At 61.5% G+C, this 23,552-nt stretch carries 26 protein-coding genes; 14 read left to right on the forward strand and 12 right to left on the reverse strand.

The features are described from left to right. Positions 1-34: 34 nt before the first annotated feature. Together ACTIEN_RS16530 and ACTIEN_RS16535 are read right to left on the reverse strand one after the other, a co-directional pair. Positions 35-1,990, reverse strand: a complete 1,956-nt coding sequence (locus ACTIEN_RS16530) for a bifunctional 2',3'-cyclic-nucleotide 2'-phosphodiesterase/3'-nucleotidase (RefSeq protein ID WP_439524254.1) — start codon at positions 1,988-1,990, stop codon at positions 35-37. Positions 1,991-2,108: 118 nt separating this feature from the next. Next, entirely contained in the window at positions 2,109-3,251 is a 1,143-nt protein-coding gene (locus ACTIEN_RS16535) for a mandelate racemase/muconate lactonizing enzyme family protein (protein ID WP_439524255.1), read from the reverse strand. Between ACTIEN_RS16535 and ACTIEN_RS16540 the strand changes: the two genes are divergently transcribed. After that, positions 3,250-3,447: a hypothetical protein gene (locus ACTIEN_RS16540; RefSeq protein WP_439524256.1), complete on the forward strand. Its 198-nt coding sequence runs from the start codon at positions 3,250-3,252 to the stop codon at positions 3,445-3,447. The genes ACTIEN_RS16535 and ACTIEN_RS16540 overlap by 2 nt on opposite strands. Before the next feature lie 408 nt (positions 3,448-3,855). On the opposite strand, the gene ACTIEN_RS16545 is transcribed toward ACTIEN_RS16540, so the two are convergent. Together ACTIEN_RS16545 and ACTIEN_RS16550 are read right to left on the reverse strand one after the other, a co-directional pair. Beyond that, the gene (locus ACTIEN_RS16545; RefSeq protein ID WP_439524257.1) at positions 3,856-4,902 is read right to left on the reverse strand and encodes a Hint domain-containing protein; all 1,047 of its coding nucleotides are present in this window, start codon (positions 4,900-4,902) and stop codon (positions 3,856-3,858) included. Positions 4,903-5,625: 723 nt separating this feature from the next. Continuing rightward, on the reverse strand, positions 5,626-6,627 hold the full coding sequence (locus tag ACTIEN_RS16550; protein ID WP_439524258.1) for a GlxA family transcriptional regulator: 1,002 nt from the start codon (positions 6,625-6,627) through the stop codon (positions 5,626-5,628). A gap of 169 nt (positions 6,628-6,796) precedes the next feature. On the opposite strand from ACTIEN_RS16550, the gene ACTIEN_RS16555 reads away from it, so the two are divergent. Continuing rightward, positions 6,797-7,093: a nickel-binding protein gene (locus ACTIEN_RS16555; protein WP_439524259.1), complete on the forward strand. Its 297-nt coding sequence runs from the start codon at positions 6,797-6,799 to the stop codon at positions 7,091-7,093. Positions 7,094-7,231: 138 nt separating this feature from the next. Here ACTIEN_RS16555 and rplI read toward each other — a convergent pair whose 3' ends face one another. Genes rplI through rpsF form a run of 3 tightly spaced genes read right to left on the reverse strand, consistent with a single transcriptional unit; the run spans position 7,232 to position 8,504 of the window. Beyond that, a complete protein-coding gene (gene rplI / locus ACTIEN_RS16560) occupies positions 7,232-7,873 on the reverse strand; it encodes a 50S ribosomal protein L9 (protein ID WP_439524260.1) in 642 nt (213 codons plus the stop codon). A 12-nt stretch (positions 7,874-7,885) separates the two neighbouring features. Next, positions 7,886-8,113 carry a 30S ribosomal protein S18 gene (gene rpsR, locus ACTIEN_RS16565; protein WP_026756163.1) on the reverse strand — a complete coding sequence of 76 codons (228 nt, stop codon included), beginning with the start codon at positions 8,111-8,113 and terminating at the stop codon, positions 7,886-7,888. 25 nt (positions 8,114-8,138) lie between these two features. After that, positions 8,139-8,504, reverse strand: coding sequence for a 30S ribosomal protein S6 (gene rpsF / locus ACTIEN_RS16570; RefSeq protein ID WP_439524261.1), 366 nt, complete (start codon positions 8,502-8,504; stop codon positions 8,139-8,141). 295 nt (positions 8,505-8,799) lie between these two features. Between rpsF and ACTIEN_RS16575 the strand changes: the two genes are divergently transcribed. The 3 genes from ACTIEN_RS16575 (at position 8,800) to ACTIEN_RS16585 (ending at position 10,638) form a co-directional block, all read left to right on the forward strand. Beyond that, positions 8,800-9,012 (forward strand): hypothetical protein, encoded by a 213-nt coding sequence (locus ACTIEN_RS16575; protein ID WP_439524262.1) that lies wholly within the window; start codon positions 8,800-8,802, stop codon positions 9,010-9,012. Continuing rightward, positions 9,009-9,938 carry an alpha/beta hydrolase gene (locus tag ACTIEN_RS16580; RefSeq protein ID WP_439524263.1) on the forward strand — a complete coding sequence of 310 codons (930 nt, stop codon included), beginning with the start codon at positions 9,009-9,011 and terminating at the stop codon, positions 9,936-9,938. The genes ACTIEN_RS16575 and ACTIEN_RS16580 overlap by 4 nt, the downstream gene beginning before the upstream one ends. A gap of 115 nt (positions 9,939-10,053) precedes the next feature. Beyond that, positions 10,054-10,638: a YceI family protein gene (locus tag ACTIEN_RS16585; protein ID WP_439524264.1), complete on the forward strand. Its 585-nt coding sequence runs from the start codon at positions 10,054-10,056 to the stop codon at positions 10,636-10,638. A gap of 76 nt (positions 10,639-10,714) precedes the next feature. Here ACTIEN_RS16585 and ACTIEN_RS16590 read toward each other — a convergent pair whose 3' ends face one another. Then, a complete protein-coding gene (locus ACTIEN_RS16590) occupies positions 10,715-11,923 on the reverse strand; it encodes a cytochrome b/b6 domain-containing protein (RefSeq protein ID WP_439524265.1) in 1,209 nt (402 codons plus the stop codon). A 151-nt stretch (positions 11,924-12,074) separates the two neighbouring features. Here ACTIEN_RS16590 and fabD point away from each other — a divergent pair, with 151 nt between their 5' ends. The 3 genes from fabD (at position 12,075) to ACTIEN_RS16605 (ending at position 14,396) form a co-directional block, all read left to right on the forward strand. Further along, positions 12,075-13,010, forward strand: coding sequence for an ACP S-malonyltransferase (gene fabD, locus ACTIEN_RS16595; protein WP_439524266.1), 936 nt, complete (start codon positions 12,075-12,077; stop codon positions 13,008-13,010). 149 nt (positions 13,011-13,159) lie between these two features. Next, complete coding sequence (fabG, locus tag ACTIEN_RS16600; RefSeq protein ID WP_439524267.1) at positions 13,160-13,897, forward strand: 3-oxoacyl-ACP reductase FabG; 738 nt, start codon at positions 13,160-13,162, stop codon at positions 13,895-13,897. Positions 13,898-14,162: 265 nt separating this feature from the next. Next, positions 14,163-14,396, forward strand: a complete 234-nt coding sequence (locus ACTIEN_RS16605; RefSeq protein WP_085631956.1) for an acyl carrier protein — start codon at positions 14,163-14,165, stop codon at positions 14,394-14,396. A gap of 37 nt (positions 14,397-14,433) precedes the next feature. Here the strand turns inward: ACTIEN_RS16605 and mazG are convergent, their stop codons facing one another. Then, a complete protein-coding gene (mazG, locus tag ACTIEN_RS16610) occupies positions 14,434-15,255 on the reverse strand; it encodes a nucleoside triphosphate pyrophosphohydrolase (protein WP_439524268.1) in 822 nt (273 codons plus the stop codon). A gap of 63 nt (positions 15,256-15,318) precedes the next feature. On the opposite strand from mazG, the gene ACTIEN_RS16615 reads away from it, so the two are divergent. The 6 genes from ACTIEN_RS16615 to ACTIEN_RS16640 all read left to right on the forward strand — a co-directional run bounded on the left by ACTIEN_RS16615 (position 15,319) and on the right by ACTIEN_RS16640 (position 20,631). Then, positions 15,319-16,479 (forward strand): M20 aminoacylase family protein, encoded by a 1,161-nt coding sequence (locus tag ACTIEN_RS16615; RefSeq protein WP_439524269.1) that lies wholly within the window; start codon positions 15,319-15,321, stop codon positions 16,477-16,479. 3 nt (positions 16,480-16,482) lie between these two features. Then, positions 16,483-17,445, forward strand: coding sequence for an agmatinase (gene speB / locus ACTIEN_RS16620; protein ID WP_439524270.1), 963 nt, complete (start codon positions 16,483-16,485; stop codon positions 17,443-17,445). 63 nt (positions 17,446-17,508) lie between these two features. Beyond that, positions 17,509-17,907, forward strand: coding sequence for a DUF1499 domain-containing protein (locus tag ACTIEN_RS16625; RefSeq protein WP_439524277.1), 399 nt, complete (start codon positions 17,509-17,511; stop codon positions 17,905-17,907). A 37-nt stretch (positions 17,908-17,944) separates the two neighbouring features. Further along, complete coding sequence (prfA, locus tag ACTIEN_RS16630) at positions 17,945-18,991, forward strand: peptide chain release factor 1 (protein WP_439524271.1); 1,047 nt, start codon at positions 17,945-17,947, stop codon at positions 18,989-18,991. Further along, on the forward strand, positions 18,988-19,818 hold the full coding sequence (prmC, locus tag ACTIEN_RS16635; protein WP_439524272.1) for a peptide chain release factor N(5)-glutamine methyltransferase: 831 nt from the start codon (positions 18,988-18,990) through the stop codon (positions 19,816-19,818). The genes prfA and prmC overlap by 4 nt, the downstream gene beginning before the upstream one ends. 207 nt (positions 19,819-20,025) lie before the next feature. Next, entirely contained in the window at positions 20,026-20,631 is a 606-nt protein-coding gene (locus ACTIEN_RS16640) for a DUF4167 domain-containing protein (RefSeq protein ID WP_439524273.1), read from the forward strand. A gap of 21 nt (positions 20,632-20,652) precedes the next feature. Here ACTIEN_RS16640 and rsmA read toward each other — a convergent pair whose 3' ends face one another. The 3 genes from rsmA to ACTIEN_RS16655 all read right to left on the reverse strand — a co-directional run. Beyond that, a complete protein-coding gene (gene rsmA, locus ACTIEN_RS16645) occupies positions 20,653-21,492 on the reverse strand; it encodes a 16S rRNA (adenine(1518)-N(6)/adenine(1519)-N(6))-dimethyltransferase RsmA (protein ID WP_439524274.1) in 840 nt (279 codons plus the stop codon). 83 nt (positions 21,493-21,575) lie between these two features. Further along, a complete protein-coding gene (gene pdxA, locus ACTIEN_RS16650) occupies positions 21,576-22,544 on the reverse strand; it encodes a 4-hydroxythreonine-4-phosphate dehydrogenase PdxA (protein ID WP_439524275.1) in 969 nt (322 codons plus the stop codon). Next, positions 22,541-23,552, reverse strand: a 1,012-nt coding sequence (locus ACTIEN_RS16655) for a peptidylprolyl isomerase (RefSeq protein ID WP_439524276.1), incomplete at its 5' end; no start/stop codon positions are given. The genes ACTIEN_RS16655 and pdxA, both read right to left, overlap by 4 nt.

The raw sequence follows: 23,552 nt of genomic DNA on the forward strand, positions 1-23,552 counted from the left end.
TTTGTGGCCCAAAGAAGCCGGGGACGCGCCCTCGTCAGAGCGTCAGGCGGAAAAGCGCGAAGCCGTCATCATTCGTGCCCACTTCTTCGAGTGTCATCCCTTCAAGCGAGTCTGCGTATTTCGCCCCGGCAGGGCCTGTTTCGAAAATCACGCTGGTGCCTTCCATCGGCGCAAAGCGCCAGTTGAAGTCGGCCTTTGGGTCGATGGTTCCTTTGTCCACGATATAGCGCACGATCACGTCGCGGTTGGTGTCGGGACCTTCGAAAACGATGGTGTCGCCGGTGCCCGGAAAGCTGCCACCGCCGCCCGCGCGGTAATTGTTGGTGGCGATGATGAACTCGGCCGCCGGGTCGATCGGCGCGCCGTCACGGGTAAGGTTGACGATGCGGTTGGCGTCCGGGTTGATCACCGCGCCGTCACGGTCGAATTTCGACGGCTGGCTGAGGTCGATCTGATAGCTGACCCCGTCGATCACGTCGAAATTGTAGCTTGGGAAGTCTGGGTTCAGAAGTGGTGTATCGCTGGCCCCGGCGGCGACCTGGTTGAACATGCCCGCCGAGCGTTCCAGCCAGTCCTTGACCTGCGCGCCGGTCACGCGCACGGCCCGCACCGTGTTGGGGTAGAGGTAGAGGTCGGAGACGTTCTTGATCGCCACATCGCCGATCGGCACGTCGGTATAATACTCGGGCCCGCCGCGACCCCCTGCCTTGAACGGGGCGGCGGCAGACAGGATCGGCAGACCTTCATGCGGCGTGCCCTGCATCATCTGTGCGATGTACCAGGTCTGCGCGTTCGACACGATCTGCACCGACGGGTCATCGGCGACAAGCGCGAAGTAGCTGTGGAGGGGGGCCGCCGTCTTGCCTACGGCGCGGCGCACATAGGCCAGGGTTTCCTCGTGATCCTGTTGCGTGGCGTCCAGAACGGGCTGGTAATCCTCGACCAGCGCGGTGATGGACCGGTCCTCGTTGCGTTGCGAAATGGGCCGCGCTTCGGACTGATGGCTGAGCACGCGCCAGCCGTCGCCATCGCGTTCGAGCATCAGGTCGACAAGCCCCATATGGCTGCCCCAGAATCCCGCCATGACACCGGGTTTGCCCATGATGGTGCCCGCTTGTGGATCAAGCCCCGGCAGATCGGCATAGGTCGAGGATGGGAAGACCAGGTGCGAATGGCCGGTCAGGATCACGTCGATCCCGTCAATCGCCGCCAGCGGCACCGAGGCGTTTTCCATCCCGTTTTCTGCGTCAGCCGCGCCAATGCCGGAATGCGACAGCGCGATGACGATATCCGCACCTTGTTCGCGGATTTGCGGGACATAGGCGCGGGCGGCCTCGAGGATGTCGCGGGTAGACACGCTGCCTTCAAGGTGGCGGCGGTCCCATGTCATGATCTGGGGTGGCACAAAGCCGATCAGACCAATGCGGATCGGGTGGGTGTCGCCCGCGCCATCGGTGATCTCGCGGTCGAGTATGACGTAGGGTGGCACCAGCGTGGTGTCGTCGCGCGGTGTGGCCCCGGTCTCCTTGACCACATTGGCCGAGACCACGGGGAAGTCCGCGCCCGCAAGCGCCTTCATCAGGAAATCGAGCCCATAGTTGAATTCGTGGTTCCCGAGGGTTGAGGCCTCGAACCCAAGCACGTTCATCGCTGTGATGACCGGGTGCATGTCTCCGTCTTTCATGCCGCGTTCATAGGCGATGTAATCGCCCATCGGGTTGCCCTGCAGGAAATCACCGTTGTCGAGCAGCAGCGAGTTCGTTGCCTCGCCCCGGATGTTCTGCACGATGGTGGCAACGCGGCTCAGGCCCACCGTGTCGGATGGGCGGTCGCCGTAATAATCATACGGATGGACATGAACGTGCAGGTCCGTGGTCTCCATGATGCGCAGATGCGCCTGATTGGCGGCGGCGCGGACCGAGAACGGATGCAGCGCGAGAAAGCCAGCTGTGCTGGCGAGAAATCCACGGCGGTTGAGGTTCAGTGCCATGATCGTGTCCCCTGTTCGAAATTGTCATGCGCACAGACTAGGCCAGAAGGATCACATCCGGGTAGCGGATTCATTGCGGTCGCGTAAAATCGCGCATGTCACGCCGCGAAAAACGGTATCAGCGGTGCAGCGCGCCGGAATATGTTTCGTATCGGGCGATTTCATCCGGCAGTTCCGTGATGCCAAGGCCGGGCGCGTTCGACAGGGCAAAGTGCCCCCGGTCCGTCGCGCCGTGCCACGGATCGAACGCGTCGCGCAGCGGGTTCGGGTTCACGTCAACCTCAAGCAGCCCATCCCCGCCGACAGCGGCCAGCAGGTGCGCGGAGGCGATCAGGCCGATCCCACCGCCCAGGAAATGCGGGCAAAAGCGCAGTCCGGCCGAACGGATGGCGCGGGCCACGGGCCAACAGCCGCTGAAACCGCCCCACTTGGCGATGTCAGGTTGCAGCACGCCAAAGACACCGGTGGCGATGGCATCGGCAAAGCCACCCGTTCCTGTGATGTTCTCACCACCCGCAAGTGGAAACGCGCTTTGGTCCGCCAGTGCCTGCCAGTGGGTCAGGGAGGCATCCGCGGGCAGGGGTTCTTCGAGCCAGCCAAGCGGCATGCCGCTACAGGCGGACAGGAACGCTTCGGCTTCGGGCAGGGACCACGCCTGGTTGGCATCAGCGCACAGGGTTTCGGACGGATCAAGATCGGCAATCAGCTGGGCCAGCAGGTCTGTGTCGCGCTTGAGATCGAACCCGACCTTGACCTTGAAGGCGGAAAACCCGGCATCGCGGCTGTGTTCGATCTGCTGGGTCGCCTGGGTGATGGCAATGCCGCTGGCGTAGCAGGGGACTCTGGTGCTGGCATCGGCGGACAGAAAGCGCGCGACAGACAGCCCGGCACGGCGTGCTTGCAGATCGGTCATGGCGGTGTCCAGACCTGCGATCACCTGTCGAAACGGGCCCCATTCCCCACATTGCAGAGCGCGGATATGGGTCTTGTCGGTCAGTTGGGTGAACAGATCCCGCGCGTCGTCAAAGCTTTGGTCCAGCAACAGATCGGCAAAATCCTCCATCACCAGCCGGGCGCGGTGTTCGGCCCCGGCGGAGGGCCAGTTGGCGAATATCTCACCCCAGCCGAACGCGCCATGCTGGTCTTCCAGCCGCACGAACACGGCGGGACGGTTGGTCATGACGCCAAAGGATGTGGCTACAGGAGACTGGACCGGGACGCGAGTGGCGGAAACGGTGATGCGGGTCAGGGTAATTGACATGACACCACCACAGCAGTTTGGCCTCGCAAAGGCAAGGTGGCTGATGGGGGTGTCGATGTCGCCGGGACGGTCCGGTTGTCTGGTGGTGCTGCCGGTGGCGAAACGTGTCGCTTCGGTGAATTCTGAAAAAGAGGTGACGTCACCTGAGGTGGGTGGACATCCTCTCCCCCGTGCAGAGCGGTTTGCGCCGCTTTGAACCTGTACCTCTGACGAGGCCTGTAAGATGCATCTCTCATGGTCTGAACGCACATGAGCGTCCGCAGAGAGAGGGTAGTCGCCTTGGGTGTTCCGCCAAAAGACGGAACGGGTATCGGATCCGATGGCGGGGTTATCCGGGTGGATGGGTTAAGGATGTCGCAATGAAGCGTGCGGTGAGCTGGTGCCGGAATTGGCCGGTGTGCGGACGAAGTCAGCTTTCGCAGCGGCTGCGCAAAGGGCCGCTTGGAGACGACCCACAGGGTCCGATCCTTCTCTGGCGACAACAAGAACAGTGACTTTCTTGGATTGACGCCATACGCCAGACTGACAAATGGGCACTCTCACATGTCGCTCAAGGCTGCCGCCTCGTTAGCTGTGCACTCTCGCTGTGGACGGATCATTTTTGTCAATGCAAGAGCATAGACCTTGAATTGGGTTTTCCCGGTGGCGCATGAAAGACCATCCCGCTCCTCTTTGCCTCCTGTACCCGCAATTCCGGTGCGGCGAGCTTTAGAACAGCGCAAGTTGCTTGCGGTTCAAACGCACCGAAGATCTCGACGATTTCGTTGCGCTGAGAAGAAGTCAGGGCCTGAACTGCCATGGGGCCCGGAAAAAAGCTCTCTGTCCAGATACCGTTGGACATGATGATTTCGTGGCGATCAAAGGCAAGATGCACATAAGTGACATGGCGCTTTCCGGCCATGACGCGCACACCACGTTGCCCGGTCAGCGCCTTGGCCGCGACAAGAACGGGCTGTTCAGCGTCGGAATTGACCATTATTCTATGCTGCGGCGAGACGCAAAGATCACGGTCAGGCTGGTCGCTCCCAAGTGCACCTTTGCGTAACTGCACGGGTTTGAGGTGGTCCGGGGCGCGCGCGAAATCCAATCGCCTCAGAATAATCGCCCGAAGTGGCCGCGCACCGTGGTCCCGCGTTTCGACAAGGTCGCCGACATTCAATTGCTCCACCAGCACCTCGCCCTCCGGTGTCTCGATCCATGTCCCGGCGGCAAAGCACACCGTGGACATGTCCGAAAAGCTCTCATCCGGCAGGTCGGTCAGGGTCCGGCTTGTGATCGTGAGTTCAACATCGGGTGGCGGCGGGTCACCCACGAAGGAATAAGCCGTGATGGTGTTGTTGTTCGCATCGGTCGAAATCGCAACCAGACGGTAGAAGTTGCCGCCGCTGTCCTCCAGGTCGATGTACTGTTCTGGCTCAAACTTCGTTCCGGCCGGCAAGCCCTCAAACGACTCGGACAGCGTCGACATGGTCGTATCATCGTCGTCAAAACGATCGTCATCATCTGTCAGCGTGACGGTCTGAAAATTGGAAAACGTGATGGTATTCACGTTGTGCCAGTTAAAGATATTGGACATATCGAGCGGCGATCCGACAAAATCGCCCGCCGTCAGATCAGACGCAGCAACAACTGCAAAGCTATACTCAGGCACGGTAGGTTCCCTTGACAAAGCCACAACCGAAGAGTGTCATAGTCCATTGAGATGGATTAATTGTGAGCAAGAGGTCGTGTATTCTTGAATGACCGGATGAAAAAAAGTGACAAGTTTAACGGTCTTTTGCCTTGCGGCGGAATGTACGATCAGCATGGAAGATAAGGAACCGATTTACCGTTGCCTGGACCACGTCCCAAAGCAGCGCAACTTGACGCTGACAGCGGTGAAGTGGTCCGGCATTCGTCGGTTGAGTAGAGGTCGCAGAATTCGGCGATTGCGTTGAACATGGCGGTGAAGATGTGGGCGCCGATCTTGCGCAAGTGTGCTTTGAGCTTGGAGAATGCCATTTCGACAGGGTTGTCTTCACGGTTGTTTCGCCAATAAAGACAACGCGTTCCGGGTGCTTCGACATGGCTGGAATGCAGTGCTTCACCAAGTTTTCGCGAAGTCGCCTTGCCTTACCCGTGCGCCGGATCGCAAGCGTCCACCGCGATCCCGTAACTGGCGAGAGCTTCAATAGCGATGCCGCCCCGCGACCGCTTAACCCTTCCTAAATGTATCGTTGAAACCGCGCCCGAAGCCCGTCTGGCAAAGGTGCTGACATGATCCATCCTCCCAAACAGGATGGTTCACAAATTCACACGCACGGGAATCCTCGCGATCCAGGTCTCGGGCGGGATGCTCTAAGAATTTCGCAATGAAGCGTGCAGTGCAGCGGAGTTACGTCCAACCTCGGCCAAAGCGTTCCCTGTAGGACGTCGGCGTCATGCCGCTATGGCGTTTGAACACACGCCTGAAGAAGGATACGTCTTCATAACCCGTCGACAAACTGACCTGCTGGATTGACGGTGCGCCGTCCTCCAGCATCCTCCGCGCTGCGGCAACGCGCAACATTTGAAGGTAGACGCCGGGTTGAAATCCGGTTGCATCCTTGAAGCGCCGGATCAGGTTGCGGTGGCTCATACCCGAGACCTCGGCAAGTTCCTCGATGGGAACCTCGCGCTGGAAATTGGCGCTCAGGTGGTCTTCGAGCTGTTGCACTTTGCGGTCTCCATGCGGACGAGCAAGCGGCAAGATCGCGTAGCCGGTCTGATTGAGGCGCGGCATATCAAGCAACAATGCCTTGGAGCACTCGACTGCAACGCGGTGGCCGCACATCCGCTCGACGAGATAGAGGGATAAATCCGTTGCCGCGTTCACCCCGCCTCCACAAAAGAGCCCGGAATCTTCGGTGATCAGCAGGTCAGTCTGCCAATCGACATCGGGATACCGTTCCCGAAAGGCGTCAGCGACGCCCCAGTATGTTGTTGCGCGCCGACCGTCCAGGAGACCTGCCTCGGCCAGGAACGCGGCGCCCGAGCAGACACCGGCAATCAGGCTGCCCTGCCGGTGGCGTTCGACAAGCCAGGGCAACAGCGCGGCATGTCGCGACATCCATTCAGACGGCACCGGACCCGAGGCTGAGACCATGACAAGATCGGTCGGGCCAACGTCAGCGATGCTGCAGTCGGGTGCGATACGCAGCCCATAGGCACTCTTGATCAGGTCGCCGTCGATTGATGCGGTTGTCACCCTGAATCGGGGCTTTGGGTCGGTGCCGCGCAGTTCATTGAACATCGCTCCGGCCGACGAAAAAATCTCGATCGGAGAAACCGCCGTCGATGCGTGCCCCTCGTTGACGAGCACGATCACCACGTCCAGCTTTTTGTCACTCTCGGCCATGCTTTCCCGTTTTTTCGGGGCACATGATTCCGGGAATCCGGCCAAGAGTCCAACCCGGCGGCAGGATTTGGCGCAATCACCCCCGTGGTTCGGCACGATCACCGCCTCCAAACTTGGCGGATTTGGCCCAATATCAAGCCCAGTCACAATGACAGTTAGGAGGCGCACAATGGACCTGTACATGATCCGCCGCAGGAGTATCTGGGCCAACGAAGACGAGCTGGCGGCAACCAATGAAGAATCTGCTCAGGTTGGCGAAGACATGGGTGATCGGTTGCGTTGGATCCGCAGCTACGCCGTGAACGAAGAGGATGGGCGTATCGGCTCTGTCTGCTTCTATGAGGCGGACAGCCCTGATGCGATCCGCGAACACGGGAACCGTATCGGGGCACCGAGCGAAGAAATTCGGCCCATTCGTGGCGCGGCCGTGAAGCAACCCGACCCCCAGCCGGTCCAATACGGTTAGGAACGCCAAAGCGGTGACGTCAGGAGCGATCATACGGGATGGTGCTGCAATGACGTCTTAGGCCTTGAAGCGGGTCTCAAAAACGAAAAAAGCCCCGCCGATTTGGCGGGGCTTTGTCGATTGACCTGTCGACGCGACTTACTTGTCGTCGTCCAGTTCGGCTTTGTCCTGCACGGCAGGTTTGCCGGCATCCTGTTCGGTCTCTGTTTCCAGATCGTCCAGTTGTGCCGCGCCGATATCGTCGAACAGCTCCTGGATCTCGAATTCAGCCTGCGCTTCTTCCTCGGCGGCCAGATCCTGAATGGATTTGCCGGAGGCCTGAAGCGCCGCTTCCTCGGGGGAGCGGGCGACGTTCAGTTCGATAGCCACCATCACCTCGGGGTGCAGGTGGACTTCGACCTCGTGCAGACCCAGAACCTTGATCGGGGTCCGGATGATGATTTGCTTGCGATCGAGGGTGAACCCTTCCTCGGTGGCGACATCAGCCGCGTCACGGGTGGTGACGGAGCCATAAAGGTTGCCGCCATCGGACGCCTGACGAATCACGATGAACTGCTGACCACCCAGGCGGTTGGCCATCGTTTCGGCTTCTTTCCGGGTTTCCAGGTTCTGCGCTTCGAGCTGCGCTTTCTGGGTTTCGAACGAGGCGATGTTTTCTTTGCTGGCGGTCAGCGCCTTGCCCTGCAGCAGCAGGTAGTTGCGCGCAAAACCGGGCTTGACGTCAACGACGTCGCCCATCTGGCCAAGCTTGGCCACGCGTTCCAGAAGAATGACTTGCATGTGCGTGTCTCCTTACTTCACTGCGTAGGGCAGCAGGGCGAGGAACCGGGCGCGCTTGATTGCACGGGCCAGCTCACGCTGTTTCTTGGCAGACACGGCTGTGATGCGCGACGGCACGATCTTGCCACGCTCAGAGATGTAGCGTTGCAGCAGCTTGGTGTCTTTGTAGTCGATCTTGGGTGCGTTGTCTCCCGAGAAGGGGCACACCTTACGACGGCGGAAAAATGGTTTCGTAGCCATGGGTTAGCGTCCTTTCTTCAGGCGATCAATTGCGACGTTCGCGGCGGTCGCCACGATCACCACGGTCGTCGCGTTTCTGCATCTGGGCCGAGGGGCCTTCTTCATGCGCGTCGACCTTGATGGTGAGAACACGCATCACGTCGTCATGCAGACGCATCAGGCGCTCCATCTCCTGCACGGCAGTGGCCGGTGCATCGGTGCGCAGATAGGCATAGTGGCCCTTGCGGTTCTTGTTGATCTTGTAGGCCATCGTCTTGACGCCCCAGTACTCTTGCTCGACCAGCTTGCCGCCGTTGTCTGCAAGGACCGTGCCAAAATGTTCGATAAGGCCTTCAGCCTGCGCGTTGGACAAATCCTGACGCGAGATAAAAACATGCTCGTATAGCGGCATGTGAACTCCGTTTCTGTTCTGGCGCATTTCAACGGACAGGCTTTGACCCTTTCGCACCTGCCCACGAGAGACTGCGCGGTAAAAATCGATCCGCGAAAGGAGCGCTCCGTATACACGGATTGATCGGGGGATCAAGCGTCGCTGACAGAGCGGGAACGGCGCGTCATAATCCTGCCGTGAACTTGCCTCGGGACGGGGCGGTGCGCGCCCAGAATTGGGCGGATTTTCCGAACAGACTGTTTCCCGAGTGTAAACGGTAACACGACCGGAACAAGGCCGGTCGGGGAGAGACGGAATGGTTCATTATGACGAAAACTATGTGCGCGGCGCACACACGATAAATCGCCTGATCCGACGCATCATCGGCATAGCCTGCCTGATCGCGCTTCCCGGCATCTGGATCGCGGTACAGGGCGCGGCACCCGAGGCGCGGATTCTGGGGCTGGCGCTGTCCATCGTCGTCATGGGGTTCGCAGGCCTGTGCTTTTTCGGCTCCAATCGGCGATGATCCGCAGCTTTCTGCGCAAGCTGGTGGTCATGGCCGCGCTTTGGCTTCTGGGGCCAGTGGCCGCCGTGTCTGTCCATGCGCTGGTGCTGCCCGACCGGGTGGGTGCCTATGACGTATACGCCGGCCCGACATTCGAACGCGCCGGACGTGGTCCTTATGTCTATGACGCGCCCGCCGATGTCGGCACGCAACATGTGTTCGGGATTGGACCTGTCGTCGGGTTCGGGGCCCCTGAAGAACGGTTGTGGTACGGGTTTGGTCCAACCGACGGCCCGCCGCGACCGGTTGTCGTGCTGCTGCACGGGGCAGGGCGCAATGGCGCGTCGATGATCGACATGTGGCAGGACCTGGCAAAGCGCCAGGATATCGTGCTGGTGGCTCCGGATGCGCGCGCGACGCGATGGTCGCTTGTCACCGACGGGCCCATGTTTCTTGGCGCGTTGCTGAAGGAGGCGGCCACGCGGTATCCGCTGGACACAGATCGGATATACCTCGCGGGTCATTCGGACGGCGGTGCCCACGCAATGCGCATCGCCAATCTTGGCGGAGGCCCGTTCAAGGCGGTGGTGACCCATTCCGGGCATCCAACCCGGCGGCGCATGATCCCGGCCCTGACGGCGGTGCCGATCCACAGTTTTGTTGGCGATGCCGATGTGACCTTCACCGTGGACAGTTCCCGCATGGCGCTAAAGCATCTTGCCCGCGCGGGCCATCCGACCTCGCTGACCGTGATCCCCGAACATAACCATTGGTACTATGGCATCGGCAAAAGCCTCGCCCCGCTGATGTGGCAATCGCTGATCGCTGACGCGGCACTTCCGCAAAGTCCTGGGGCGCAACCTGCCCAATTGGTCCAGAGCACCGCCCCCGCCCGAACCGAACGCGCAACCGGCGCGAAATGGGTGCATGTGCCCGCATCGGACTGACCCGCTGTGGGCGACTGTTCATTGCGACACAGACTCTGTTGAGTTTCGTCCAATTGAGACTTCGCGCCGCCACGGCAATTTGTGCGCCATCGAAATCTTGACACAGGACAAACCCATGAAACAGACTCTCTTCGCCGCCGCACTTGTTGCCCTGCCACTTGCAGCCCATGCCGAACCGGAAGCCTATACGCTCGATTCAAGCCACAGCCAGGTCCTCTTTTCCTACAACCACCTTGGGTATTCGACCACCTGGGGCATGTTCTCGGGGTTCGAGGGCGACATCCAGTTCGATCAGGACAACCCGGCCAATTCCTCTGTGACCGTGTCTTTCCCGGTCCGCTCCATGTTCACCGGCTGGGAAGGCCGCTTCGAGCATTTTATGTCAGCCGATTTCTTCGGCGCGGACGAAGACGAGATGGTGACCTTCACCTCGACCTCCATCGACGTCACGGGTGACACCACCGCAAACATCATCGGTGACCTGACCCTGAACGGCATCACCAAGCCGGTCACTCTGGCCGCGACGCTGAACCAGGCGGGGGATCACCCGATGGAAGGCAAGCCGTGGGCGGGCTTCAATGCAACCGCAACCCTCATGCGCAGTGACTTTGAAGTCGGTATGTTCGCGCCGTTTGTGAGCGACGAAGTCGAGATTCAGATTTCGCTGGAGGCGATGAAAGTGACCGGAACAGATTCGTAATCTTCAGGACTTCTGAACGTAAGAAACCCCCGGCGCCTGTTGCACCGGGGGTTTTTCTTTGGCCGAAGGTGACGGATCACTCGGACGCGCGCTCTGCAATCAGGTCGACCGATAAGATCACCTCAAAGCCAAGCTGGCTTTCATCCGTCATGCCCGCGCCGATCTCATACTCCCGCCGATCCAGAGACGTGCTGCCCTGCATCTGCGCCGTGGTGCCGTCCAGGGTCAACGCAAAGGGCAGGCGTACTTGCTGTTCGACCCCGCGCAACGTCAACACGCCATCGGCGCGATAGCCTTCTTCCGTCTTCAGGATGTCAGCGGTGAACCGTGCTGTCGGGAAGTCCTGGCTGGCGAAATAATCCGGTCCCATGGCTTGCTGTGTGACCGATCCCAGCGTCAGCGAGGCAATTGCGATCTCGACATCCACCGTACCGGCCTGTCCATCGGTGACGGTGTCGTCAAAGTCGATATCGGCGGTCCAGTCGGCGAAGGATCCGGACACATCCGCGCCCATCTGGCGGACCGTGATGCCAAGCGTGCCTTCGGTGACGGCCCATTCGCTTTCGACCTGTTGCAGGGCCGGGCCTTCGGCAGCAATGGCGCTGCCCTTGCTGTAAACGCCCAACATGCTTCCGACCCCAAGCGCGCCAGCCCAGATCACAACCGCCAGAACCGCAGGCACCAGACCATTCCGCGTCTGGGTTGTGACGGTCTGCGCGATCCTGCGACGGGGCAACATGCGGGCAAGCGTCTGATCCTTGTCGACCACCGCATGTTTGATCGCCCCTGCGATATGCAGGACAAGCGAGACCACCAGCACCCGTTCAAAGACAACATGCAGACCTGCCGCAGCTTCTGCGACCGGCAGGCTTTCCGGAACCAGCGGCAGGTTCTGCCCGAAGGGCCACCAGATCGGAGCGAATCCTTCGGTGGCGGCGTGATGCACCCAACCCGAGAGCGGCACCAAAACCAAAGAGCCGTAGAGCAGCCAATGCACGGTTTCGGCCAAAACGGTTTCGACCTTGCGATCCGGGTGCAGAGGGGTTGGTTTCGGCTGGCTGAGCGCCCAAAGAATGCGGGCCAACGCCACAAGGAACAGCGTGACGCCTACGGTTTTGTGCAGCGAAAACAGCCAGGCCTTGTCGGCCAACTGATCCGCCGTGTCATAAGGCAGGTCATTGGCGATGATCCCGAGCGGGATCACAACCAGAATGCCAAGTGCGGTCAGCCAGTGAAAGGTCTTGGACACTGCCCCGTATCGGGACGTGGTATTGGTGGCGGGCATGAGAGCCTCCGAAGTTGCGCAGGTTTGGCGCCTAGCTATCGCAGCCCCCGACATCTGCAATCTTCGCCACCGCACAGAAATCGTGCAGCAACGTTGCGTCGCGTCAGTGCGGGCTGTAATGGCTTGGGCCAATCAACTTTGGAGGGGTGCCATGAGCCGAGCTTTTCTTTTTCCCGGGCAGGGCGCCCAGACCATCGGCATGGGGCGCGATCTGGCTGACGCCTATCCGACCGCCCGCGCCGTGTTCGACGAAGTGGATGATGCCCTGGGCGAAAAGCTGAGCGCGCTGATCTGGGAGGGCGACATCGACACGCTGACCCTGACGGCGAACGCACAACCGGCGCTGATGGCGACCTCCCTAGCAGCGATGCGCGCGCTTGAAGCGGAAGGGGTGGCTGTCACCTCGGCGGATTATGTGGCCGGGCATTCGCTGGGCGAGTACTCCGCCCTGACAGCTGCAGGTGCGCTGTCGGTTTCCGACGCAGCGCGGTTGTTGCGCGCGCGGGGTCGGGCGATGCAGGACGCGGTGCCGGTCGGCGTCGGGGCGATGGCGGCCATCCTTGGGCTGGGTCTTGAGGACGTGCGCCAGGTGGCCGAGGCGGCAGGCCAGGGCGAAATCTGCGCTGCGGCGAATGACAATGATCCGGGACAGGTTGTGGTGTCGGGTCACAAGGCTGCGGTCGAACGGGCCATAGATCTGGCAAAGGCGGCGGGGGCGAAACGCGCGGTGCTCTTGCCGGTCAGCGCCCCGTTCCATTGCGCGTTGATGGCCCCGGCCGCCGACGCGATGACCGAGGCTCTGGGCCGCGTGACCATCAACGAGCCGACGGTTCCGGTTGTGGCGAACGTGCTGGCCGAGGCCGTCACGGCACCGGAAACCATCCGATCCTTGCTGGTCGATCAGATCACTGGCGTGGTGCGCTGGCGCGAATCCGTGTCCTGGATGGTCGCGCAGGGTGTGAATGACTTCTGGGAAATCGGCGCGGGCAAGGCGTTGATCGGGATGGTGCGGCGTATCGACCGCTCTGCCGCGTCATGTGCCGTTGGGACCGCCAGCGACGTTCAGTCTGCGGCGTCAGACACATGAGACTTGCAACACCGGACATCGCGTCAGAAAATTCGTACGAATTTTCTGACCGCCGCCAAGGTGACACACAGGAATAACGGTCCGCAACGCAGAAAATTCGTACGAATTTTCTGCCGCCCGGGGCCCGGATACATGCGAAAGGACCATATATGTTCGATTTGACAGGCAAAACCGCGCTGGTGACCGGCGCATCAGGCGGCATCGGCGGCGAGATCGCCCGCGTGCTTCACTCTGCCGGTGCCACGGTCGGTCTGTCCGGCACCCGCACCGAACCGCTGGAAGCATTGGCGGCCGATCTGGGCGACCGCGCCCATGTGCTCCCCTGCAATCTGAGCGATCCCGAGGCCGTTGCAGCCCTCCCGAAACAGGCGGCAGAGGCGATGGGGGGTGTCGATATCCTTGTAAACAACGCGGGTATCACGCGCGACAACCTGTTCATGCGCATGTCCGATGACGAATGGCAGTCTGTGATCGACGTCAATCTCACGGCGACGTTCAAGCTGTGCAAAGGTGTGCTGCGCGGCATGATGAAGGCGCGCTGGGGGCGGATCGTCAACATCTCGTCGATTGTCGGGGCCACCGGGAATCCGGGGCAGGGCAATTACGCGGCGGCCAAGGCGGGCATGGTGGGAATGTCCAAATCGCTGGCCTACGAGGTCGCCACACGCGGCATCACCGTCAACGCAGTTGCCCCGGGTTTTATCGCGACCGCAATGACCGAAAAGCTGACCGACGACCAGAAATCCGCCATCCTGACACAGATTCCCTGCGCGCGCATGGGCACCCCTGAGGAAATCGCGGCAGCGGTGCTATATCTCGCCAGCCCAGAGGCGGGTTATGTGACCGGCACCACGCTGCATGTGAATGGCGGCATGGCAATGCTCTGATTTTGCAGAGGAAAGCTGTTTTGTGCAGGTGCAGAAACCGCTGATATCGCGAAATATTTCTCCTGCATGCGTTTACGTTGAAAGCGTTTGCCATCGCTGTTTCATGTGCTATAGCGGCGCAGGTTTTGGACCTGCCCATTTTCGGGTATGATCGGTCTGTCGCGTTCGACCGGGACGCAAACCGCCGCCCGCAAGGGCAAGATCAATTCCGCCCGGGCGAGGGCTAACCCGGCCTCCGCGCCGACGAAACTGTGAGGAAGAAAACATGAGCGACGTCGCAGATCGCGTTAAGAAAATTGTTGTCGAGCACCTTGGTGTTGAAGAGGACAAAGTGGTTGAGAATGCGTCGTTCATCGACGATCTCGGCGCTGACAGCCTCGACACCGTTGAGCTGGTCATGGCTTTTGAAGAAGAGTTCGGCATCGAGATCCCGGACGACGCTGCCGAGACCATCCAGACCTTTGGCGACGCGGTAAAGTTCATCAACGAAGCGCAGTAAGCGGTTCGAACTTCGACATTTTAGAACGCGCTCTGTCTCAGGGCGCGTTTTTCTTTTGCGCCTTGTCTTGCGCTTTGGCGGCATCCCACAGCGCGTCCATCTCGGCCAGATCGCTGTCGGCAGGGGTCTTGTCCATGTCCGCCAATGCGGCTTCGATGCTTTCGAACCGCCGGGTGAACTTGGCCGACGCTGCGCGCAGTGCCGCTTCGGGATCAAGCCCCATGTGGCGACCCAGGTTGACCATCACGAACAGCAGGTCGCCGAATTCCTCGAACCGCTCTGCCTCGTTTTGAACCTCGCACAGCTCCTGCGCTTCCTCGACGATCTTGTCCAACACCTCGTCCGTCGTGGGCCAGTCGAACCCGACCCGTGCCGCGCGGTTCTGCAACTTGATCGCGCGGGTCAGCGCCGGCAGCCCCTTTGCCACACCCGCCAGCACCCCTGTTTCTGCCTTGCCCGCGCGTTCCGCTGCCTTGATCTGTTCCCAGTCCTGAACCTGCTGTTCGGCGGATTTGTCCCGGCTCTCGTCCCCGAACACATGCGGGTGCCGCGCCACCATCTTGTCGCTGATGGCGTTGGCCACATCATCAAAGCTGAACATCCCGGCCTCTTCGGCCATCTGCGTGTGATAGACCGACTGCAACAACAGATCTCCCAATTCGCCCTTCAATTCTCCCCACGCCTCTCGCTCGATCGCATCGGCCACCTCATAGGCTTCCTCGATCGTGTAGGGCGCGATGGACGCAAAGTCCTGTTCGATGTCCCAGGGGCAGCCCGTCTCGGGGTCGCGCAAGCGGCGCATGATTTCCAGCAGCCGGGGCATCCCGCCCTTGGGATCGTGGATCAGGTCATCGGACATTGCAGGCCTCCGTGCTTCGGGATTAGATGCAGGGATGCGGCATCAGACCGAGGGAGTCCAGACATGGCCATCATCAACCGGATCGGCGATTATGCAGACGACATGACCGCGTGGCGGCGTCACCTGCACATGCACCCCGAGTTGAGCCTCGACTGCCATGAAACTGCGGCTTTCGTCGTAGAACGGTTGCGCGAGTTCGGCATCGACGAAATCCATGAAGGGATTGCGCAATCGGGTGTTGTGGCGCTGATCCGGGGGCAGGGCGACGGCCCCGTCACCGGGCTGCGCGCCGATATGGACGCGCTGCCGATCGAGGAAACCACCGGCGCCGACTATGCCTCGATCCTCCCCGGCAAGATGCATGCCTGCGGCCATGACGGGCACACGACGATGCTCTTGGGCGCCGCGCGCTATCTGGCGGAAACCCGCAAATTCAAAGGGACAGTCGCGTTGATCTTCCAACCCGCCGAAGAAACCATTGGTGGCGCACGCATCATGGTCGAAGACGGCATCATGGAGCGGTTCGGCATCGAAGAGGTCTACGCGCTCCACACCGATCCGTTTTCCGAAGCCGGTGTCTTCAACACCTGTCCCGGTCCGATCATGGCGGCGGTGGATGATTTCGAAATCACCATAACCGGCAAGGGCGGGCACGGCGCGTTCCCGCACACCACGCTTGATCCGGTCCCATGCGGGCTGGCCATCGGGCAGGCGCTTCAGACGATCCCGTCGCGCAATGCCGATCCGCGTTTGCCGCTGGTGGTGTCGCTGACCATCGTTCAGACCGGCAGCGCCACCAACGTCATTCCCGAGACCATGCGGCTGGCCGGGACCGTGCGCAGCTTTGATCCCGACCTGCGCGATATGGTGGAGCGCCGCTTTGCCGAGATTGTCGCGGGGCAAGCGGCCAGCTACGGGGTGAAGGCCAGTTTGAATTACATGCGCAATTACCCGGCCACGATCAATCATGCCGCGCAGACGCAATTCGCCGTGAAAGTGGCCGAAGAGGTCGCGGGCGCGGGCAACGTCATCAGCGACCGTCAACCCGAAATGGGGGCCGAGGATTTCTCCTACATGCTGGAAAAGCGTCCCGGCAGCTACCTGATGCTGGGGCAGGGGATCGGCCCGTCCTGTCATCACCCGGCGTTCAATTTCAACGACGATGTCGCCCCCATCGGCGCGTCTTTCTTCGCGCGCCTCATCGAAACACGGCACGGAGTGTGACCCATGGCGCTTGAAGACGCAAAAACCCAGATCGACCACGCCTTCACCCGCGATGACCTCAAGGGTGGCAGTTTCGAGAACGCGTTTGCAGGGGCGACGTCATTTCTGCGACGCAAATACACCAAGGATCTGCGCCAGGTGGACGTGGCCGTCACCGGCGTGCCCTTCGATCAGGCGGTCACCAACCGCACCGGAACCCGCTTTGGCCCCCGCGCGATCCGCGAGGCATCCAGCCTGCAACCCTACGACATGCCCTATGGCTGGGGCTACAACGTGCTCGAGGAATTCGCGATTGCCGATTACGGCGATCTGGCCTTCGACTATGCCAAGACATCCGAATTTCCCGACACGATGAAGAACCACATCGCGGGTATTCTGGCGACCGACACAGCCACCGTCACGCTGGGCGGCGATCACTATATCACCCTGCCGATCCTGGAGGCGTATGCCGAAAAATTCGGGCCTCTGTCCTTGCTCCAATTCGATGCCCACACCGATACCTGGGCCGACGATGACATGGACCGCATCGACCACGGCACGTTTCTGTACAAGGCGGTCAAGCTGGGTCTGGTCGACCCCGCGCGCTCTGTTCAGGTGGGCATCCGCACCGACAATCCCGACACGCTGGGGTTCAACATCATCGACGCCCGCGAGATGCACCGCATCGGGCCCGAAGCGGTGGCCGAACATATCCGTGAGATCCTCAAGGATTACCCAACGTACCTTACCTTCGACATTGACTGCCTTGATCCGGCCTTTGCGCCGGGCACCGGAACGCCGGTCTGGGCCGGACCATCGACCTCTGACATTGCCGTCATCCTGCGGAATATCGCCGGGATCGAACTGATGGGCGGCGATGTGGTTGAAGTCAGCCCGCCTTTCGATACTACGGGCGCAACGGCGATTGCCGGGGCGCATGTGGCGACCGAGATTCTGTCGCTCTGGGGATGGACCCGCCGCGCGTAACGTTCAGTACTCGTATAGCCGGGCAAAGTGGCCCGCTGAGGCAAGGATCGAGGCATCGTGAAGATGATTTTTTGGCTTGTGGTGCTTATCGTGGTCGGTGGGCTTGCGTGGATCAGGCTTGCCCCGTCCGACCCGGCCGTGTGGCATGTCGACCCCAAAGTGACCGCAGATCAGGATCTGGCCGGTGGCGTACGTCGTCGCATCCCCGCGCAGGACGGCACCTTTGCCGCGCTTGACCGCATCATCCTCGCCACGCCGCGCACCGAAGTGCTGGCGGGCAGTGTGGACGAGGGCAAGGTGACCTATATCACCCGCTCGCAATGGATGGGGTTTCCCGACTACACGACAGTGATGAGGAACGAGGACATTCTCGAACTCTTCGCGCGGTCACGTTTTGGCCAGTCCGACATGGGGGTGAACAAGGCCCGCGTGGAGGGCTGGCTGGAGCGGCTTGGCCAATAGGCCTTGACCGGACGGCGTTGATGCTCGACAGAACCGCATGATCCCCGAAGACCGCCTGCACCAGATCACATCGCGTTTTGAATACCTTGAGGCCCAGATGGCCGAAGGGTCGGGCGATATTGCGACATTGGGCAAGGAATATTCCGACCTGCGCCCCGTCGTCGAACAGATCGCCGAATGGAAACAGGTGCGCGCCGACATCGCCGATGCCGAGGCGATGCTGTCCGATCCCGAGATGCGCGAACTGGCGCAAGAGGAACTGCCCCACCTCAAGGCGCGGCTCCCGGACGTCGAACATGCCCTGCAACTGGCCCTCTTGCCGCGCGACAAGGCGGATGCCCGGCCCGCGATGCTGGAAATCCGTCCCGGCACCGGCGGGGAAGAGGCAGCGCTCTTCGCCGGAGACCTCTTGCGTATGTATCAGCGTTATGCCGAAGCCCGCGGCTGGCGGTTCGAGATCATCGAACACCAGGAGACCGAGATCGGCGGCATCAAGGAAGTTGTCGCCCACATCACCGGCGACAATGTGTTTGCCCGGCTCAAGTACGAATCCGGTGTCCACCGGGTGCAGCGCGTGCCCGAAACCGAAAGCGGCGGGCGCATCCACACCTCTGCCGCCACGGTTGCCGTGCTGCCCGAGGCCGAGGATGTGGACATCCAGATCAACTCCAATGACCTTCGCATCGACACCATGCGCAGTTCCGGCGCAGGTGGTCAGCACGTCAACACCACCGATTCGGCGGTGCGGATCACCCACATCCCCAGCGGCCTTGTCGTGACCAGTTCCGAGAAATCCCAGCACCGCAACCGCGAGATCGCGATGCAGGTGTTGCGCACACGCCTTTTTGATAAGGAACGGCAAAAGGTCGATGCCGAACGCTCGGCGAACCGGAAAAGCCAGGTCGGTTCGGGGGACCGCTCGGAACGCATCCGCACCTACAATTTCCCCCAAGGCCGCCTGACCGACCACCGCATCGGTCTCACGCTCTACAAGCTTGACGCGGTGATGGCGGGCGATCTGGATGACATCATCGACGCGCTCACCGCCGATGCGCAGGCCACGATGCTGGCCGAGATGACGTGACCCACGACCCGAAGGACGCCCTGCAACACGCACGCCGCCAGCTCGAAGTGGCAGGCTCCCCAAGTGCGGCGCGCGATGCCAGCGCGTTGCTGGACAAGGTGCAGGGGAACGCGCCTTCGTGGAGCGTCTTGAGTGACGATCAGATGGCCGAACTGCAACGGCTGGTCGCGCGGCGCGCGCGGCGCGAACCGATCAGCCATATCACCGGAAAGCGCGCCTTCTGGATGCATGATTTCGCCGTGTCCCCGGACGTGCTCGACCCGCGCCCGGATACGGAAACGCTGGTCGAGGCCGCTTTATCGCGACCTTTTGACAACGTTCTGGATCTTGGCACCGGATCGGGCTGCATCCTGGTGTCCCTGCTGCACGAACGCCCCGATGCGCAGGGGCTTGGCACCGACATCTCTGATGCGGCGCTGAATGTGGCGCGGGGCAACGCCCAAACCGCCGGGGTCGCGGATCGCGTGGCATGGGCCCTGTCGGACTGGTTTGCGGATGTGCGCGGCACCTATGACCTGATCGTGTCGAACCCGCCCTATATCGCCAAATCCGAAATGGCCGCCCTGGCACCGGAACTTGGCTTTGAACCACGCTCTGCCCTCACGGACGAGGCAGACGGACTGAGCGCCTATCGGGTGATCGCCGCGCAGGCGCCAGGCCATCTTGAACCCGAAGGACGGCTGATGGTCGAAATCGGCCCCACCCAGGCGGCCGCCGTAAGTCGGCTGTTCATCGCTGCCGGACTGAGCGATGTCACGACGTTTCCGGACCTCGATGGGCGGGATCGGGTCGTATCTGGCGTATTCCTGCCGCAAAACGACCGGTAATCGGCAAAATCCGAAGCATTTGAGGCAAATTATGCTTGTAAGCGGCGGTCGGACATGATTATTCAGGATTACCGCAGTGGTCGAGGCAGGTTTACACCCCTCTCGCGCGGTCGTTAAGCCCAAACATGGATGCTATTGCACAGGACCCGCGCACAAAGCGCACACAGCAATCGCAAAAACAGCTGAAAGAAGGCTGGAAAGTTACAGATGCGTTCTTCAAACAAACGTCCGCGGAATAAGAACAACCGCAACCGCTCGAACTCTGTCGGAAACGTTGTCAACCGTGTGTTCGACAGCTCTGGCCCCGAGGGCAAGGTGCGCGGAACTCCGCAGCAAATCATTGACAAGTATAACCAACTCGCGCGGGACGCTCAGCTGAGCAATGATCGCGTGAATGCGGAAAACTTTCAGCAGCATGCCGAACACTACATGCGCATGCTGAGCGAAGCACAGCGCGAACAGGATGCGCGCCGCGAACAGCAGGAACGCGAAAACCGCGAACGCCAGCAGCAACGCGACGCGGAACGGCCGCAGCGTTCTGATCAGGATCAGCAGCAGCCCCAGAACACGCAGAACCACAATGATCCGGCAAGCGCACCGCAGCCAGAAGTGATCGACAAACACAGCGACGATACCGGCGCGAGCAACGACGGCAATGACAGCGGTCTGGTCGAAACACCCGAAGCGAAAGCCGAGGAAAAACCGAAGAAACCGCGCGCGCCCCGCAAGCCGCGCAAGAAGCCCGAACCAAAGGCCGAGGCCCAGTCGTCCGAGGCCCAGTCCGAGCAAAAAGAAACCAACGCCGCCGAATGACGCATTGGCGGGCGGATCGAATCACCCGCCCAGCTGTCGCGCCAAGGCGCAGAACTGTTCGACCGACACCTGTTCGGCGCGTTCGGTCGGTGCAATGCCAACGGCGTTCAGGTGCTCCTCGATATTCGGTGACACCCCCTTCAACGACGCGCGCAGCATCTTGCGCCGCTGGTTGAATCCGGCTGCCACCACCCGTTCAAGGATCTTCGGATCGGCCTCGAATCGCGGTTCCGCCAGCGCGCGTAGATGCACCACGGCAGAGCTGACCTTCGGCGGTGGTGTAAACGCCTCGGGCGGCAAGTGCATGGCCACATGTACGTCGCAGCGCCACTGCGCCAGTATGGCCAGCCGCCCGTAGGCCTTGGAACCGGGCTTTGCCACGATCCGCTCGGCCACCTCTTTCTGAAACATCAGTGTCAGGGTATTCCATACCGGCGGCCACGCGGGTGGCGTCAGCCAGCGCACCAGCAATTCGGTGCCGACGTTGTAGGGCAGGTTGGCACAGATCGCGATGGGGGGTGTCAGTCGGTCCAGCGCATTGATCGCCAGCGCGTCGCCCTCAACCACCTCAAGCCGTCCCGGATAGGCGTCGGCAATCTCGGCCAGCGCGGGCAGGCAGCGCGGGTCTTTCTCCACCGCCAGAACCTTGCGCGCGCCCTCGGCCAGCAATCCGCGCGTCAGCCCGCCTGGGCCGGGCCCAACCTCGAGCACATCGGTGCCGCTCAGGTCTCCTGCCTGCCGCGCGATCTTGGCGGTCAGGTTCAAATCCAGCAGAAAATTCTGCCCCAATGCCTTTTTCGCACTCAGGTCATGTGTCGCGATCACCTCGCGCAGCGGCGGCAAGCCGTCGATCATCGCCATTGCAGCCTCGCCTTGCCGGGCGCAGCGCCCTGCTTCTTCTTTTCAAAAATATGCAAACTCTGTCCCATCCACCCGCGATGCCGTCAGGAGGCCGCGTTGGCCAGCCGCCACGCCATGCGCAGCGCCTCGATGGTCGATGACGGATTCGCCTGACCAGTGCCCGCGATGTCAAAGGCCGTTCCATGATCCGGCGAGGTGCGGATGATCGGCAGACCCAGCGTGACATTCACACCCCGATCGAAATCCAGCGTCTTGATCGGGATCAGCGCCTGATCGTGATACATGCAGATCGCCGCGTCATACCCCTGGCGTGCCGAGGCGTGAAACATCGTGTCCGCCGAAAGTGGTCCTGTGATGTCCATCCCTTCCGCCCTCAGACGGTCAAGCACGGGCGCGATCACGTCGATCTCTTCGCGCCCCATGCGCCCACCTTCGCCTGCATGCGGGTTAAGCCCCGCCACAGCCAAACGCGGCGCGGCAATCGCGAATTGCGTGCGCAGCGCCGCATGGGTGATGCGGATACGGGTCTCGAGCAGCTCTGGCGTCAGGGACCGTTTCACCTCGTCCAGCGGAATATGGATCGTGACGGGCACCACGCGCAACTCTGGCCCGGCCAGCATCATCACCACATCGCCTGTGTCGCACAGATGCGCCAGGAATTCGGTATGGCCGGGAAATGCAAACCCGGCCCCTTCCTGAAGCGCCTGTTTGTGGATCGGCAGCGTACAGACCGCGCCCGCCTTGCCACAGGCCGCAAGCGCAACTGCGCGTTCGATCACGGCGACGACCCCTTTGGCCTGTGCAGGTTGCGCCTGTCCCGGACGTCGCGGTCCGTCAAAGACATGCGGCAGCACAGGCAACGCACCGCCTTTGGCCGAGACATCGTCGGGGGCCGCGATCTCGACCCAATCGGTGCCGTCGGGCAAATGCGCCGGATCGCCAATCAGGAAAAACGGCACCTCACCGCGCAAGGCCTGCCACGCCATCACGGCAAGCTCTGGGCCTATCCCGGCAGGTTCCCCGATGGTCAGGACAATCGGTGCTGCGCTCATTGCGCGACGATACGGGCGTCGGCGCGCAGTTGCGACAGGTAGCTTTCGGCAAGCGACTGAAGCCGCTGGTTGCGCAGACCAATTGCAAATTGGTCGCGGTCCACATCCTCGTTCATCTCGGCGGTGCGCCCGCACAGCATCAGGACCATCAACGTCTGGCCGTTCGAGCGGGTCAGCGCGGTGGACACCTCACCGGGGTCAAGCTTGGACAGCTCAAACGCGATATCCGTCGGGATCTCTGCCGGCGGCAGCGTCTGGCGGTCAAGCACGTCCGGCGACTGACCACGCGCCACGCCGTACAGGTCGTCGCACCGATCGACCTTGCTGGCCAGCACCCGAGCCTGCGCGAGCGCCGTCTCGCTGCGTCCGCCAGGCAGATAATAGGCGGCGTATTCAATCGCCGAATAGGTCGGTGCAGTGTAGCCCGCTTCTTCGATATCGCGCAGCTGGAACAGCGCCACGGCATTCGGGATCGGGATCGGATCCGTCACCTCACCTGGGGCGAGCGCCAGAACCAGCGGGCGCAGGACGGGCGGCAGATCGTCAAGGTTCTGCCAGGGCAGGCGCCCACCGGCCTGCCGCGTGGCGGTGGCGGAGTAGCGGCGTGCCTCTTGCGAAAACGCAGCCTCCGACGTGATTTCGCTGATCCGCTCGGCGCGTTGCTGCACCGCTTCGGCCTGTGGCGGCGGGGCAGGCATGATGATTTCCGACAACAGCACCCGCACCGACGATCCACCCGACGCCCCAAGCGCGCGGTCGACCTCGTCTTCGGACAGGTTCACACGGCCCGCGAACCGCGATTGCACCAGCAAACGCCAGCTGAGGCCCGCACGCACGAAATCGCGGAAGGTCTGCGCCGAAACGCCACTTCCCTCAAGCGACTGAATGAATTCCTCGCGGCTCAGATTGGCGCGGCTTGCAAACTCGCTCATGCCGTCCAGCACTTCTTCCGGCGAGGGGACAATCCCGGCCTCTTCGGCGGCCTGAAGGCGCAGACGGTCGTCGATC

Source organism: Marivita sp. (genome assembly GCF_051859345.1).
GTDB lineage: Bacteria > Pseudomonadota > Alphaproteobacteria > Rhodobacterales > Rhodobacteraceae > Marivita.